This is a genomic window from Paracoccus acridae (assembly GCF_014642735.1).
Lineage (GTDB): Bacteria > Pseudomonadota > Alphaproteobacteria > Rhodobacterales > Rhodobacteraceae > Paracoccus > Paracoccus acridae.
This window is the reverse complement of record NZ_BMIV01000014.1, coordinates 18280-32952: the sequence shown is the minus strand read 5'-3', so window position 1 is coordinate 32952 and position 14673 is coordinate 18280. Positions and strand designations below refer to the sequence as shown.

Below are 14673 nucleotides of genomic sequence, written 5' to 3'. Positions count from 1 at the left end.
GAAAGCCAGTCGCTACTCACTTCGCGGGTGCCCGGGTGAGGATAAAAAGGTACGGATCACACCGCCTAAACCTCGTTATGGAGCCTGACCCGCTCCGGCTGATATTCAGCCATAGAATCCGGCAGTTTCAACCGCCAAGTGGGCATCATGGCGCAGCCGGACAGCGTCAGATTTGCTGACTTTGTGCCGTTCGTATCCGGATACTGCCGTTCGCCGGTGGCACTATTGCAAAGCCACCCATCTTCTAGGGCTGCTCACGAGCACATTGTTCTGCCATTCAGGGCAAGCAAGCCGTCGGGATGAACCATGGTCTAACGGACAATACGTCTGCTCCCCATGCGTCCCTGTTACAGCACTGCCAAGCAGCAGCAATTGGAAATCGATGGATCAGACAGCGGCATGAGAGAGGCCGCCTCACAATCGTTTGACGTTTTCGCCCTCTTGAACTGCTAAGTTGCTGAACTATATCGACTTCTGCCAGACGCCCAAAAGGGGTCGGCCTGCCGGGCGGATGCTGAGGTCCGGCGGCAGAAATCCTTGTATCCATGTTGCTCAAAGGAGGATGTGGCTATGAGAACCACTTTCGACTTCACTCCCCTGTTCCGCTCGAGCATCGGCTTCGACCGAATGCTTCACGCGCTCGAAGCGGCAAGCCGGGTCGAGACGATCGATAACTGGCCGCCCTATGACATCGCCAAGCTGGACGAGAATGACTACCGCATTACCATGGCGGTAGCCGGCTTCAGCCAAGACGATCTGACCATCACCCAGGAACAGAACATGCTGATGGTGTCCGGCAGGAAGACTGGCGAGGACGGCGGCCAGTATCTGCATCGCGGCATTGCCGGGCGCGATTTCCAGCGGCGGTTCGAACTGGCCGATCATGTGAAGGTCGTGGGCGCCAGCCTTGCTGACGGCCTGTGTTGATTTCCACCCAGAACTGAGCCGGATAGGGGCGTAATTTCCACTGAGAATTGAGCCATGTGAACCTTTCCCCAAAGCGGTGAGCGGCGGGGGTAACGGGAGTGATCCACATGGGACTTTTGAACATCATTCGACGCATGCACTTGCGGCAGAAGCTGTCGGTCCGCGAGATCGCGCGGCGCACTGGCCTGTCGCGCAACACAATTACCAAGCACTTGGCGGAGGGCACGATCGAGCCGAAGTTCGCCACGCCGGATCGCCCGAGCAAGCTTGATCCTTTCGCTGAGAAGCTGGCCGGCTGGTTGAAGACGGAGGTCGGCAAGTCGCGCAAGCAGCGGCGGACGCTGAAGCAGATGCATGCCGATTTGGTCAAGCTGGGCTTTACCGGCTCCTACAACCGTGTGGCGGCCTTTGCGCGGGACTGGCGGACAGATCGCCAGCGGGAACAGCAGACCACGGGCCGCGGCACCTTTGTTCCGCTGTCCTTTCGCCCGGGCGAAGCCTTCCAGTTCGACTGGAGCGAAGACTACGGGCATCTGGCCGACGAGCGCACCAAGCTTCAGATGGCGCATATCAAGCTGTCTCACAGTCGGGCCTTCCTGTTGCGCGCCTACCCGCTCCAGACCCACGAGATGCTGTTCGATGCCCACTGGCACGCGTTCCGTGTGTTCGGCGGCGTGCCCGAGCGGGGCATCTACGATAACATGAAGACCGCAGTGGACCGGGTTGGTCGGGGCAAGGAGCGGCAGGTCAACCTCCGCTTCCTGGCCATGGCCAATCACTATGTCTTCGAGCCGGAGTTCTGCAATCCGGCCGCAGGCTGGGAGAAGGGTCAGGTCGAGAAGAACGTTCAGGACTCCCGCCACCAGATCCTGCAGGAGATGCCGGGCTTTCCCGACCTTGCCATGATGAACGCCTGGCTGGAACAGCGCTGCCTGAAGGTGTGGCAAGAGACCCCGCACGGCACGCTGCCGGGCACGATCGCAGATGTCTGGACTGCAGAGCGGGCCGCGCTGATGCCGTTGCCGCCCGCCTTCGACGGCTTCATCGAACTCAGCAAGCGTGTCTCGCCCACCTGCCTGATCAGCTTCGAGCGCAATCGCTATAGCGTGCCGGCGTCATTCGCAAACCGGCCTGTCAGCCTGCGGATCTATCCAGACCGGCTGGTCGTGGCGGCCGAGGGCAACATCCTGTGCGAACATTGCCGCATCATCCAGCGCAGCCACAAGCTGCCACCGCGGACGATCTATGACTGGCGGCATTACCTGGCTGTTCTTCAGCGCAAGCCCGGGGCGTTGCGCAATGGCGCGCCCTTTGCCGAGTTCCCGCCTGCCTTCCGGCAGTTGCAGGAGCAGATGCTGCGCAAACCCGGCGGTGATCGCGAGATGGTCGACATCCTCGCCCTGGTTCTTCAGCACGACGAACAGGCCGTGCTGACGGCGGTGGAATTGGCCTTGGCCGAGGGCGTGGCGACCAAGACCCATGTGCTGAACCTCTTGCACCGGTTGGTCGATGGAAAGGTCATTGGCGGGCCGCCCCTCGATACCCCGCAGGCCCTGGCCCTGCGCCGTGAGCCAAAGGCCAATGTGGAGCGCTATGACGGCCTGCGCACCTCCGTTGCAGGGGGCCGTCATGCGTCATGATCCCGCCAGCGGTGCCATCGTCATCATGCTTCGCAGCCTGAAGATGCACGGCATGGCACAGGCTGTCACCGACTTGATAGAACAGGCTGCGNCACCGCTGCGAGTTCATGGACGGGGCCCAGAACATCGTCCTGATCGGCGGCCCGGGCACGGGGAAGACCCACATCGCAACCGCCCTCGGCGTCCAGGCCATCGAGCATCACCGCCGCAAGGTCCGCTTCTTCTCCACCATCGAACTGGTCAATGCCCTGGAACAGGAAAAGGCCAAGGGAAAGGCCGGGCAGATTGCCGACAGCCTGACCCGCCTCGATCTCGTGATCCTTGATGAGCTGGGATACCTGCCCTTCAGTGCCTCGGGTGGGGCGCTGCTCTTCCATCTGCTGAGCAAGCTTTACGAACGCACCAGCGTCATCATCACCACCAACCTCAGCTTCAGCGAATGGGCCACAGTGTTCGGCGATGCCAAGATGACCACCGCATTGCTCGACCGCCTTACCCACCGCTGCCACATCCTGGAGACCGGAAACGACAGCTTCCGCTTCAAGACCAGTTCAGCCGCCGCAGCGCGCCAGAAGAAGGAGAACAATCACGCCTTGACCCTAACCTGAGCCGAAATCCATACTCAGAGGTGGCTCACTTCTCGATGGAAATGCCGGCTCAGTTCTGGGTGGAAATCAACACTCAGTGCCTTTCAGAGTTCCCAAAGAGCCACTGCCTTCGGCCGAGAAATCCTGGAGGTTTCGGAATGGCATCCGAATGTCGGGCATCGTTATCGGTTCAGCAGGAACGACGCCATCCAGCCTAGTGTAGGAGCTGAACCAGCGAAGAACAAATGATCGGGGCCGCGGGGAAGAGCGGGCGAGGGCGTCTCAGCCATGTTCTTCCGCAGCCGTCTCTTCCAGCGCTCGGTTCAGGGTGCGCAAGACGTCAACGTGATGCACGCTGCCGATCAGGCGCGACGGCGCGTCCGGGCCGTCAGAAGCCATGACAGGCAGGAAGGCAACGCCGCTGCGCTCGAACAAGGGCAAGGCTTCGGCCAGAGTGGTGGTGGGCGACAGGATCGGAGCCTTTTCGGCCAGTGCCCGGACAAGATCCTCGGCCGGGGCATCGTCAGCCTCCAGCAGGCGGACGACGGGCGTGATACGAAGCTGGTGGGGCAGCCAGGCTTGGGGGCCCTTTGAAAGACGGATGCCGCGTTGCTCGAGTTGGGTCAGGAAAAACGAGCGCCGCACAAGGCGCGAGGCCAGGGCCGAACTGAGCGATACCGCGGTCATCACCGCAATGCCGGTCTGCCAGTCACCCGTCATCTCGAACACGATCAGGGCTGTCGAGATGGGTGCGCCCAGAACCGCCGCTCCGACGGCGGCCATTCCGGCGAAGGCATAGACATGGACGCTGCCCGAGTGGCCGGGGACGAGGGCGGTGGCAATGATCCCAAAGGCAAGGCCGGTCAGGGAGCCCATCACCAACGCCGGAGAGAAGACACCGCCGCCCATCCGGCCGCCAAGCGTGATTGCCACGGCCAATGCCTTGACGGCGGCAAAGAGGATGGCTTCGGTCAATCCGATCTGCCCCGACAAGGCAGCGACGGTCGTCTGGTAGCCGACGCCGATGATATGCGGGAAGGGGATTGCGATCATTCCAAGCGCCAGTCCCGCCAGGGCGGGCAGAGACCAACGCGGCCAGCGGGTCAGAGCCATGAAGCGGATGGCAAGCCGATCAGCACGGAAGATTGCACTCATGGTAGCCGCTGCAACCAGGGCGGAGACAAGACCAAGCACCATAAAGGCGGGCAACTCGGCATAAAGGGCCATGTCTGGTTCAATCGGCAGGCTGTATTCGGTCAGTCCTCCGAACTGCAGCCGGTTGATGACCGTGCCTGCCACGGCGGCGATGGCGATGGGGGCGAAGGCGCGGGTTGCGAAGTGGCGCAGCACGACCTCATGCGCGAAGAGGGCGCCAGCAATCGGTGCGTTGAAGCTCGCTGCGACCGCGCCTGCGACGGCACAGCCCAGAAGCTCTCGTCCGGTCATCGGGCTTGCGTTGATGCGTTGGGCCACGGCGGTCGAAACAACTCCGGCCAGGTGTACAACGGGTCCCTCACGTCCTGAACTGCCGCCGGTACCAAGGGTGATCAGCGAGGCTGCGGCCGAGGCCAAGCCCTCCCGGATCTCTACCCGCCCTCCGTCCAGTGCCGCACCTTCGATCACGTCCGAGACGGCCCGAACGCGAGCATCCGGGGTGAACCGATCCAGGATGATTCCGACCGCGAGACCGCCGAGAGCCGGCACGACCAGCACCCAGGCCCAAGGCAAACCACCCGCAATACTGGCCAGCGTGACGTCGTCCGCACCATAAACCGCATGCTGAAGCTGCGAGATGCCGAGCCGAAAGCCAAGGGTGGCCAGACCCGCCCCAATTCCGATCAGCAGCGCCAGCAGCCAGAACTGCACTTTGCTGGGGCCACGCTCCCGCACGATGCGCAAGATCCGGCGAGTCCGCTGCTGGAGGGCGTGCCACGGTCGGACGCTGAACAAGTTGCACATCGGATCCTCGTCTCGAGGTTCGTTGTCAGCCGACCACAAATCCTGTGCGGGGTCCAGAAGGACCCTGATCTTCGGTCAGCGCATCGGGGAGGCAAAGCAGTCACACCGCCGGCTGCCGGGCAGATCATCTTTGTTGATGAGGTGGGGTATCGTCGGCCCCGCGGCAAGACGCTTGTGATCTCCGAGAACCGATCGGGTGCGACCTTGTACTCGGCGTCTGATCTGCGGTGATCCAGCTTGGGGATGAGTTAAACCGCTGCAGCCCGAGGCTGGCTCGAACTGAGCCTCGTTCTCAGCCGCTAGGGTTGGAATTTTATTGGTGACAACCCCGTTGAACCGGCAAAGAGCCTCCAACAGGCTTCTTTCCCAGGTAGCCAGCCAGTAGGAACCGCAGCGATCAGTCTAATCATCGTCATTGATATTGATGGTGTAGTCTTGGGTAAAAGGGCGGCTGATGAGCAGCACAGCCAACAGCGTGATGGTAAGGATTCCAGATAGCCAAAGAAATCCCAGGCCACAGATAAGCCCGATTGCTCCTGATGCCCATATAGAGGCTGCCGAACCCGCTCCATAGACGGTCTTGTCTTCGCGAAACAGGGCGCCCGCCCCTATAAAGCCGATACCGCTCATGACGCCGCTGAGCACTCTCCCCGGATCTACAGACATTGTTCCGTCCGTCGTGCCGTAGGCTAGCTCGATAATGCCGATGGAAAGCGCGCAAGAGGCCACAGAAATGATGACGAAGGGGCGGAAATCAATTGGTTTTTTCCTAAGGAAACGTTCAATGCCGAGGCTCAGCGACAAGACGAGTGCCCCTCCCATGCGCAGGAGCGCCTCCAGAAACGTGAGGTGACCGGGATGGAAGGCGTCGGTTTCCATGACAGCGGAACGCCGCCTCAAATTGACCAGTTCCTTTGCAGAAACTCTCCTGGATCCTCAAAGAACCAAGTGCGCCTTGTTTCTGACGTGGCACGACCCGTAAGAGAAGGCGCAGCCCCAGAGAGGTGTCGCTTTTCCTTGGAGTGTCGCCGTGACATCAATCTAGCCTTACACCCCAAAGATACGCAGCGCACTGGTTGTTTGTCCTGGCCATCGTTCACGACATATTTCCGCGTCGCAAAGAATTGCACCGACAGCATTAGAAAGATGATTTGATTGGACAGCCTTGGAAGAGATGGATTGCTCAACTATGAGCCGGGACGCTCCTGATCCGAGCGCAGGTAATGCGGCGCCAGAGCCGCGGCAAGGGCAGCACCGAATGTGTCCATGACGATATCAATAATGGTGTCGTTCTTGCCCTTGATGACATTGCCCGGTGACAACAGGTCAAAGGCCCACTCAGCCACTTCCCACCAAGCGCCAATGGCTACCCCCAGGCTTGTCACCAAGGCGGCGGCAAGTAAGGTCCGGCCCGGCAGGAAGACCGGTGCGAAGACCAAGAGCGCCAGCCAAAATGTTAGTGCGAAAAGTGTTGCCGCGTGCAGCACCCGGTCGAACCACCAAGCCGCAGCATAAAGGTTCAAGGCATAGCCCGCCACATTGGCCGCAAGCAGCAAGACCGCGAGGCTCCAGGCTATTTTGCGCCCCTGAGATGTCGCTTCCATCCTCGCTCCTTCTATATGCGCGGGCCGGTTGCGCCCTTATTGCTCAACGCGATCATGCAATTATTGGGTCTGACTGGTCGGGCAGGTTGTTTCAGGTGCCGACCCGACAACCCCGTCACCGGTGGCTGGCATGACGGCTGGCAGGTTGTTTCATCCGTCAACCGTCATGCCACCATTCCATGCCGGGACGTCAGTGCAGATCGGCCAATGCGTCGCGGCAGGCTTGCGCGCAGCGCACGCAGGCCTCGGCGCAGATGCGGCAATGCTCGTGCATTTCGGCATGCTCTTGGCATTCTCGGCCGCATGCCTCGCAAGCGACGGCACAAGCTTCGAGGACCGCGCAGATCACCGGAACGTTCGAGCCCGTGCGCCGGCTCGCCGTGGATCCCGCGGCGGCGCAGACGTCGGCGCAGTCCAGGTTGAGGCGGATGCACTGCCGAAGATGGTCAACCATATCCTCGGCGAGGCAGGCGTCGGCACAAGAGGTACAGGTCTGGGCGCAGCCGTAGCATTCCTCGATGCAGCGCAACAGGGCCTCTGCCGTGTTGCCTTGGACCTGGGGGTGACTTGCGATCATCTGGTGGACGTTCATGTCGCTCTCCTTCGGATGCATGGGACGCACAAGCGCCATAGAGCAATCAACAGTCCGAGCAGAAGGATGTTCCGAACCTTGGCGGCAGCGGCCCCCAGGGCGGTGAATGTTCACACGGAGTGTCCCGCACGTGGCTCGAGGAAAAAAAGCGCGCCTGCTGGAGCCTTCTGGCGGCTCTTGGCACTGTGGGGACCGCATAAATGACGGAATCGGCGGGCAGCCTTGTGCTTCCGGGTGGCCCACCGTTTGTTGGAGAACAGGGCAGGCAGTTGACGAGGCAGCGTTGTTCGAAAAGATCCTTTCCCAGTTTCGCGCGGGCGGCCGCGACATGCTGCGCCGCGCTCTGCAATCGGCGCTCGCGGGCTTGGTAACGTATCACCTGATGAGCCGCCTGAACTCGCAGGAAGCTTTTCTCGCCATCCTCAGTGCGGTATTGATCATCCAGCCTTCGGTGGGCGGCACGATGGGTGCGGCTTGGACACGCCTGCAGGCCACTGTGACCGGCAGCCTGATCAGTCTTGGCTGTGTTACGCTTCTTCCGGATATCTGGGGCAGCTCTGCGGCTCTTGCGTTGTCTCTGCTGGTCGTGGGCGGCATAGCGGGGCTGCGGCCGGACTGGGCCTACGGCGCCGTGGCGGCGGTCGCCATTGCCTTGGCTCCGGAGGCGGAAGCACCGGAGACGGCAGGCGTGAGGGCCCTGGCGATCTGCCTGGGCGCGGCCACAGGCGTGATCGTCTCGCTGCTGATCTGGCCAGATCGCGCGGAGTCGCGGTTCGACGGGCACTTCCGGAACGCCCTGCGCGCCACGGCAACGCGTCTTGATGATGCGCTCGAGGCTGCAACGAAGAAGGGACGGGAGGCGGCCCCGCCGGATCATGTCTCGGATTATCACAAGGCGCTCCAGCAGGCACAGGAAGCCCTGGGCGCCGTGAAGCTTGTTGATTGTGCGGACATGCAGCGCCGTCTTGATGCGCTTCGCCGGCTTTACAACTCGGTCATCATCCTCGACCGCGCCGCCGAGACCAGTGTGGCGCCAGTCTCGGAGAACTGCGGTTTGAAGGATGAGGTTAGCACCCTGCGCCGTGAGACCTGTGACATGCTGAGGACCTTGGCCGAGGGAAAGGAAGGATCCGCACAGCGGACCCGACAAATCGATGAAGCGCTGAGAAGGCTGAGGGCGGCGCTGGCAGAGGATGACCCTCGATCAGAACTGCATCAGAACCGCACGGCCCTGGCCTTTGGCCTTCATGAAGTGCGCAAGGCGCTGGCCGAGCTAATTGGTCTGTGCAAAAGGCAAGTTGATCCGGCTGAAGCAAAGCGTCCTTTCAAGGTTGGGGGCGGCGCTTAACCGGTGTGTCGGACCCATGCCGTAAGCGGCTTGGGTCCAGCGCACGACGGCTTCAGCGACAGCACCATGCCGCCCCGCCTCGGAACCGCAGACTTCCGGGCCCGTTGAAACGGATGCTGCTTCTGACACTCCTGCTCGCTTGCGGATTTGCCGCCATTCACCTCTTCATCGGTGCAATGAGGTTCCTTGCGGGAACCCCCCGCAGCCGTTGGCTGTCCGGTGCAGGTGGGGTCGCGGTCGCCTATGTCTTTCTCCACATCCTGCCAGAACTGGCGGTGCACCAGCAAACCTTCAGCGATGCGCTTGCTCTGTCGGAGCAGATGACGGACTCTCTTGTCTATCTTGTCGCCCTAGTGGGTCTTGCGACTTTCTACGGCCTTGAGCGAGCGGCCAAGGCTTCTCGCCTGCGCTCACGGGGAAGCCGCAGATGCGATGCCGTGGAAGCAGAACTGTTCTGGCTCCACATAGGGTCCTTCGTCCTCTACAATGCCCTGATCGGATACCTTCTGCTGCACCGCGAAGAGACGGGCCTGGTCCCGTTGCTGATCTACTTTGTGGCCATGGCGCTGCATTTCGTGACCACCGACTATGGTCTGCGCGAGGACCACAAGGACCGCTACGACAACAGGGGGCGTTGGATGACAGCGGCTGCCGTACTTGGTGGGTGGGCTGTGGGCGCTGTCACCGAGATCCCGCAGGTTCTTGTTGGCTTCCTTTTTGCCTTTCTTGCAGGCGGTGTCGTTCTGAACGTGCTGAAGGAGGAGCTGCCCGAGGAGCGGCAAAGCAACTTTGGCGCATTTGCGCTAGGCACCACAGGTTATGCGCTGATCCTGCTGGCGGCTTGAACATGGAAGGTAAACGCCAGCAAGCGCATCAGGCATTCTGGCACAGGCAAATCTTCAAGTCAGGGGCACTGGGTGATGACACTGAGGGCAACCGACCAAGCACAGTGGGCCGCTCCAGAAATTGCCTCAGGCAGCGCCGCCGCTCGTTGGCAGCCTTATTGAGTATCGTCATCTGCCGGGCTGCTCCTGGGCTCATAGAGAGGCCACCCGGTCAGCGCTACGAGACAGGAGGTTTGCAATGACGCTGCTGATCGGCTTTGGCCTTGTTGCCTTGCTGGGGATCTTTCACCATTTTGCGCTTCTTGGCCTGCGCCGGGTGACAGCGGACGCCAAGGAACGTCCCAACCGCGCCATCATCTCGGTCTTCATCGGCCTCCTCGTCATTCATCTAGCCGAGATCCTGTTTTTCGCCGGCGCCTACCGCGTGCTGCTGGACTGGCCATGGATGGGGCAGCTGAATGAGATGGGTACCCGCTGGTCCGGCCTGATCTATTTCTCGGGCATCAACTTCACCACATTGGGCTATACGCAGATCGAGGCGGCAGGACCAATTCGGCTGGTCAACATGATGCAGTCCCTCGGCGGGTTCATGATTTTGACCTGGTCCGCCACCTTCATCTACAGTGTCTGGAAGAAGGCGCTGGATGGGCTTTGAGCTCGTGCAGACCCGTTAAAAAGCAGGAGGAAAGAACATGCGGACGATTGCCTTGGTCAGCGCACTGGCGGCCGGCCTGCATACCGCGCCGGCCTTGGCCGGGGACTGTCCCGCGGCTGTTCCCTTCGAACCCCAGGACCGGCTTGCCGATCTTGCGGCGCGCTGCGGCGTCACGGCGGGCGCGATCCTGCGGACCAATGGGGTTTCCGACGAGGCTGCCCTGCGGCAGGCGGGTGCCGTCGCCATCCCCCAGCAGCAGGACGGCGATGAAGCCAACCCACGTCTTCTGGAGAGGGCCCAGCAGACACTCGAAGATACGGCGGAGCAGGTCGAAGGTATGGCCACACGGGCGAGAGAGGGCGCTTCGGATTTTCTGTCAGAAAGCGAACTGGGACGAGACCTGCGCGATCTGGGCCAATCCGCCGGCTTGCTCGCGGCAGAGGATGGGGAACCTGGGGACGTGCAGCTTGGCGCGGCCGCCCTGGACGGAGGGCGCATCCGCATTGCCGCGACGGGCCTGGCTGGCGATCAGCCAGTCACGGTTGTTCTGGTGCAGGGGGAGGAGACAGTGCCTCTGCAGGAGATGACGACAGAGCCCGACGGCACCTTGCTGGCCGAGATTGTCAGGCCCGAGACGCAGCCTGGCACCGAGATGCAGCTTGCGCTCCAAGCCGACGGCCGTCGCCTGGCGACCGCAGCCCTCGAACAGCGCTGAGGCCGCAGGATGTCCGAACCCATCTTCTTCGACAGCTGGCAGGGACTGCTTCGCGTCCTGGTCGTCGGCATCGCCGCCTATGCGGCGCTGATCCTCATGCTGCGCGGCTCGGGCAAGCGCACGCTGAGCAAGATGAACGCCTTTGACCTGATCGTGACGGTGGCGCTCGGCTCGACACTCGCGACGGTGCTGCTGAGCAACAGCGTGCCCCTGCTGGAGGGGATTCTGGGCCTGGCGCTTCTGGTTTATCTACAGGGCACCTCGATTTTTGACCGCTTGCGCTGTTCTTTGGCCGGTTCGACGGCTTGAGGAACACATGACGTGTCTGGGCAGGGTGTGGCGTGTTGGCTTCGCGGGCTTTACGGGCGGAGGACAGCGCCGCCTTTCGGCCCTTACGGGCTGACTTCGGCGCCCCGGATCACGCTGGGCAGGGGTTCAGGCGGCGCAGCTGGACGAGGCGACGCATGTTGTAGGCGAGGTTCTTCATCCCAATCTTGGCCTTCGCCCGCACCAGGCCGATGGTGCGCAACAGCGTGCCGCCCATGTCGTTGGTCTGCGCGCCGAAGACATGCTCGACCCGTGCGCGCACTGCGGATTTCGTGCGGTTGCTGCCTTTAGCCTGTTCGGTAAGCGGCTTGCCTCGCTTGCCCTTGCGGTGGATGTGGCTCTTCAGCTTGCACGCGCGCAGCCTGGCTTCCATCTCTACGGACCGATACGCCGGATCAGCCCAGACCCCTGCGCCAGTGTTGCCCCGCATCAGCAGATGATCCACTGCCTGGCTGTCATGCAGGGCCGCATCGCTGACGTGGTAACGGCGCACCAGCTTGTGCTGGCGGTCCACGTTGACGTGGTTTTTGTAGCCGTAGTGGGATTTCCCGTGCTTCTTGGTCCAGCGGGCATCCACGTCCTTCTGCGATCGCTTGGCCGGCTTTTCGGCCCAGCCCTCGGGCTCCTCGCCGGCCTTGATCGCCCGGTTTTCATCTCGCGTGTTGTGGTTCTTCGGCACCGGCACGATGGAGGCATCCAAGATCTGGCCGCCCCGCGCGATGTAGCCTTGCCGCGCCAGATAGCCGTCGAACTGCTGAAACAGCGCCTCGACCATGCCCGCCTGTGCCAGCCCCTCGCGATAAAGCCAGACGGTCTTTGCATCGGGCACGCGGTCCTCCAGCCCCAGACCAAGGAACCGCATGAAGGACAGCCGGTCGCGGACCTGATACTCGATCTGGTCGTCGGACAGGTTGTAGAGGGCACCCAACACCAGCGTCTTGAACATCACCACCGCGTCCATGGGCTTGCGCCCCGCCCGCGATTTGCGCTCCGCCTCCGGCTTGCGCCAAACCCGCTCCAGCGTCGGTCGGAACTCCTCCCAGGGCACAATGGCGTCGATCTCGACCAGCGGGTCCTTCTTGGCGTCTAGGCTCACGTAGCGGTCCGAAAGATCAAAGAAACCCATCTGCGCCATCGTCACGCTCCAGCAGCCGAATGCCCCGTGCGTCCTACCCCGGCGGCCCGGTTAGCGCAATTTTTCGAGGTGCCCTACAATACGTCATCACCTGGCTGTCGGTGCGGTCCGAGCGTTTCCAGAGCCTGATCAAGGCCGAACCCACGCTGCTGGTCCACGAGGGGCAATACCTGGATGCAGCTTTGCGCCGGCAGCGCGTTACGCGTGAGGAGATCGACGCCGCGCTCCGCCAGAACGGCCAGACCGACATTGCCAAGGTCATGTCCGTCGTCCTGGAAACCGACGGCTCTCTGAGCGTCGTGCCGCGCTGAGCCCGCACCGCCTTTACCACCTTCTCTGCCGTCTCGGGCGCGCAAAACCCGGCAGCCGGTGCAGCAGCGGCGGGGTAGGCTGGTCCACCCATGCCCGCCATCGCCCTCAGTGCTTGTGTAGGCGGGTCCGCAGCTCGATGATGGCAGCGCGGGCGATCGGACCAAAGTCAACTAAGAAAAGATTTCTGTCGCGTAGCAGCCCAAACATGCACAGCTGTGTCAGGCTTTTCCAAACCTGAAGCCTCTTGCCATTCTGTTTCTGAAAAAATCTTTCCTTATATGAGTGGCTTACAGGGACAACTAACAAAGGTTAATATATATAAGCGGAACATCGCCTGTGCCGATCCCCTTTGCCTGTGTCTGCTGCACATTGTTTTCCCCACGCAGCAGGCCGGATAGCAAGGAGGTCATTCGACATGAACAGTCCAGCAAACCTGAAAGCCCTTTTGGCAGGGTCCGTTCTGACGGCGGGATTCGCGGTGCCATCTTATGCGCAAACCCTGAATGTCAACATTGCCGAGCTTGAAGGAAAAAGCGAGGAATGCCGGTCCCTTGGCCAATTCATCGCCCAACAAGATGGCAGCATCGCTGGGGCCGAACCCACACGCGTTGCCGATGCCGTGAACAACGATGTTGCGCGGGAATGTGCTGATATCCAGACCCTGCTGACGACAGAAGCAGGCACCGCGCAAGATAGGGCGACAGCGGAAGCCGAGGCCAAAGCGACCACCGAATCCGTTGTGACATCCGAGGAAGCGACCATCGTTGGCGAGGCCGTTGTTCGCGTGCCCGAACCCAATATCGATGTGCGCGTCCCTCAGCCGGAAGTCACGGTACGCAAAGCCCCGCCGCAGGTCAGTGTGCAGGATGGGGCCGCCCAGATCGAGGTCGAGCAGGCACAGCCGGAGATCGCGGTCGAGATTCCGACAATCAACGTCCGCGTGACCATGCCGGCACCCAGCATCTATGTCCTGCAGGCCGATCCGCAGGTTTCGGTGACCGAGTCCGATCCGCAGGTCGAGGTTGTCCAGGGCGAACCCGAAATCATCGTCACCCAGCCCGATCCCGAGCTGGACATCGGCTTGGGCGTGGCCCAAGGCGAACAGGTGCCGACCGATCAGGCCCAGGAAACGGCAGAGGGCGACGGGGCGCAGCAGGTTTCCGGCAATGTCAATCTGGCCCAGCAACAGCCGGTCGTCAGCTTTGTTGCCTCGGCCGAAGAGCCGCAGGTGGAGATCACCCGCGCCGAACCTGAAGTATCCTTTTCGGGCCCCACCCAGCCGAACGTGACGATCACGATGACCGAGCAGCCGACGGTTGATGTACAAATGGCCGGAGAGCCGCGGGTGATGATCGAAACCCCTGAAGAACGGGAACAGCGGCGCGCCGGTCAGCAGGCAGCCGCTGCGGATGCACCGGCCGGCATGACTGGTCAGCCCGATGCTACCGCTGATGCAAGCGATGGCCAAATGACGGTCGGCGATGTGAAGGGGTTGACCGTGGTGACTGCCGACGGTCAGGAATTGGGCAATCCCGAGGGTGTTATCGACATCGAAGGCCAGCAGCACCTACTTCTCAGCTCGGGCGGGTTCCTGGACATCGGCGACAAGATTGTTCCCGTTCCCATGGCAAATGTCTCGATAAGCGGTGAACAATTGATGCTGGGCACCATGACGGAACAGGACATCCAGCGTGCCCGCGACTTCCAGTATGACGAAAACGCGGCGTTGAGCGACGATCAGCCGGTTGCGAGGGCGAACTGATCCGCTGATCCGCTGATCAGATGTCAGAGGCCCCGCATGGTTAGCGGGGCCTTTTTTCGGGCCTGCTTCATCTCGATTGGTTTTGGCTCGTATCGTGCAAGTCGATCTCGGCGCCAGGAAAGTGCGCTTTGTTTAGTGCTCGCAAGGCCGTGCAGCAAGGCTATATCACTCTGAACCTCTCCCTGCGCGACTGCTGCTGGAATTTGGGCTGAAAGTCGGCGCGATCTCCGTAGCAGGTTCGAACATCGCCTCCGGGAGCTGGTAG

General features: G+C 61.7%; 13 protein-coding genes and 2 pseudogenes. 10 read left to right on the top strand and 5 right to left on the bottom strand.

The genetic code is table 11. The features are described from left to right. Positions 1-570: 570 nt before the first annotated feature. From IEX25_RS15825 to istB, 3 genes and pseudogenes are all read left to right on the top strand, one after another. Positions 571-927 carry an Hsp20 family protein gene (locus tag IEX25_RS15825; RefSeq protein WP_188716254.1) on the top strand — a complete coding sequence of 119 codons (357 nt, stop codon included), beginning with the start codon at positions 571-573 and terminating at the stop codon, positions 925-927. A gap of 107 nt (positions 928-1034) precedes the next feature. After that, entirely contained in the window at positions 1035-2567 is a 1533-nt protein-coding gene (gene istA / locus IEX25_RS15820) for an IS21 family transposase (protein WP_188716252.1), read from the top strand. 43 nt (positions 2568-2610) lie between these two features. Continuing rightward, positions 2611-3175 (top strand): annotated as a pseudogene (gene istB, locus IEX25_RS15815) (IS21-like element helper ATPase IstB). A 261-nt stretch (positions 3176-3436) separates the two neighbouring features. Here istB and IEX25_RS15810 read toward each other — a convergent pair. The 4 genes from IEX25_RS15810 to IEX25_RS15795 all read right to left on the bottom strand — a co-directional run bounded on the left by IEX25_RS15810 (position 3437) and on the right by IEX25_RS15795 (position 7309). Beyond that, entirely contained in the window at positions 3437-5113 is a 1677-nt protein-coding gene (locus IEX25_RS15810) for a chloride channel protein (RefSeq protein WP_188716251.1), read from the bottom strand. Between the two features lie 402 nt (positions 5114-5515). After that, positions 5516-5992: an MgtC/SapB family protein gene (locus IEX25_RS15805; protein ID WP_188716249.1), complete on the bottom strand. Its 477-nt coding sequence runs from the start codon at positions 5990-5992 to the stop codon at positions 5516-5518. A gap of 308 nt (positions 5993-6300) precedes the next feature. After that, positions 6301-6717 (bottom strand): DUF2238 domain-containing protein, encoded by a 417-nt coding sequence (locus tag IEX25_RS15800; protein WP_188716247.1) that lies wholly within the window; start codon positions 6715-6717, stop codon positions 6301-6303. Between the two features lie 190 nt (positions 6718-6907). After that, positions 6908-7309, bottom strand: a complete 402-nt coding sequence (locus IEX25_RS15795; protein WP_188716245.1) for a four-helix bundle copper-binding protein — start codon at positions 7307-7309, stop codon at positions 6908-6910. A gap of 283 nt (positions 7310-7592) precedes the next feature. Here IEX25_RS15795 and IEX25_RS15790 point away from each other — a divergent pair, with 283 nt between their 5' ends. From IEX25_RS15790 to IEX25_RS15770, 5 genes and pseudogenes are all read left to right on the top strand, one after another. Beyond that, positions 7593-8657 (top strand): FUSC family protein, encoded by a 1065-nt coding sequence (locus tag IEX25_RS15790; RefSeq protein WP_188716243.1) that lies wholly within the window; start codon positions 7593-7595, stop codon positions 8655-8657. A 113-nt stretch (positions 8658-8770) separates the two neighbouring features. Further along, entirely contained in the window at positions 8771-9502 is a 732-nt protein-coding gene (locus IEX25_RS15785; protein ID WP_188716242.1) for a hypothetical protein, read from the top strand. A 238-nt stretch (positions 9503-9740) separates the two neighbouring features. Then, on the top strand, positions 9741-10157 hold the full coding sequence (locus tag IEX25_RS15780; RefSeq protein ID WP_188716240.1) for an ion channel: 417 nt from the start codon (positions 9741-9743) through the stop codon (positions 10155-10157). Between the two features lie 37 nt (positions 10158-10194). Beyond that, on the top strand, positions 10195-10872 hold the full coding sequence (locus IEX25_RS15775) for a hypothetical protein (protein ID WP_188716238.1): 678 nt from the start codon (positions 10195-10197) through the stop codon (positions 10870-10872). Positions 10873-10881: 9 nt separating this feature from the next. Then, positions 10882-11127 (top strand): annotated as a pseudogene (locus IEX25_RS15770) (DUF421 domain-containing protein); the annotation flags it as partial. 163 nt (positions 11128-11290) lie between these two features. On the opposite strand, the gene IEX25_RS15765 reads toward IEX25_RS15770, so the two are convergent. Beyond that, entirely contained in the window at positions 11291-12334 is a 1044-nt protein-coding gene (locus IEX25_RS15765) for an IS5 family transposase (protein ID WP_103175182.1), read from the bottom strand. Between the two features lie 101 nt (positions 12335-12435). Here IEX25_RS15765 and IEX25_RS15760 point away from each other — a divergent pair, with 101 nt between their 5' ends. After that, positions 12436-12645 (top strand): YetF domain-containing protein, encoded by a 210-nt coding sequence (locus tag IEX25_RS15760; protein WP_229665322.1) that lies wholly within the window; start codon positions 12436-12438, stop codon positions 12643-12645. Positions 12646-13061: 416 nt separating this feature from the next. Beyond that, positions 13062-14408 carry a PRC-barrel domain-containing protein gene (locus tag IEX25_RS15755; RefSeq protein ID WP_188716233.1) on the top strand — a complete coding sequence of 449 codons (1347 nt, stop codon included), beginning with the start codon at positions 13062-13064 and terminating at the stop codon, positions 14406-14408. Positions 14409-14673 lie beyond the last annotated feature (265 nt).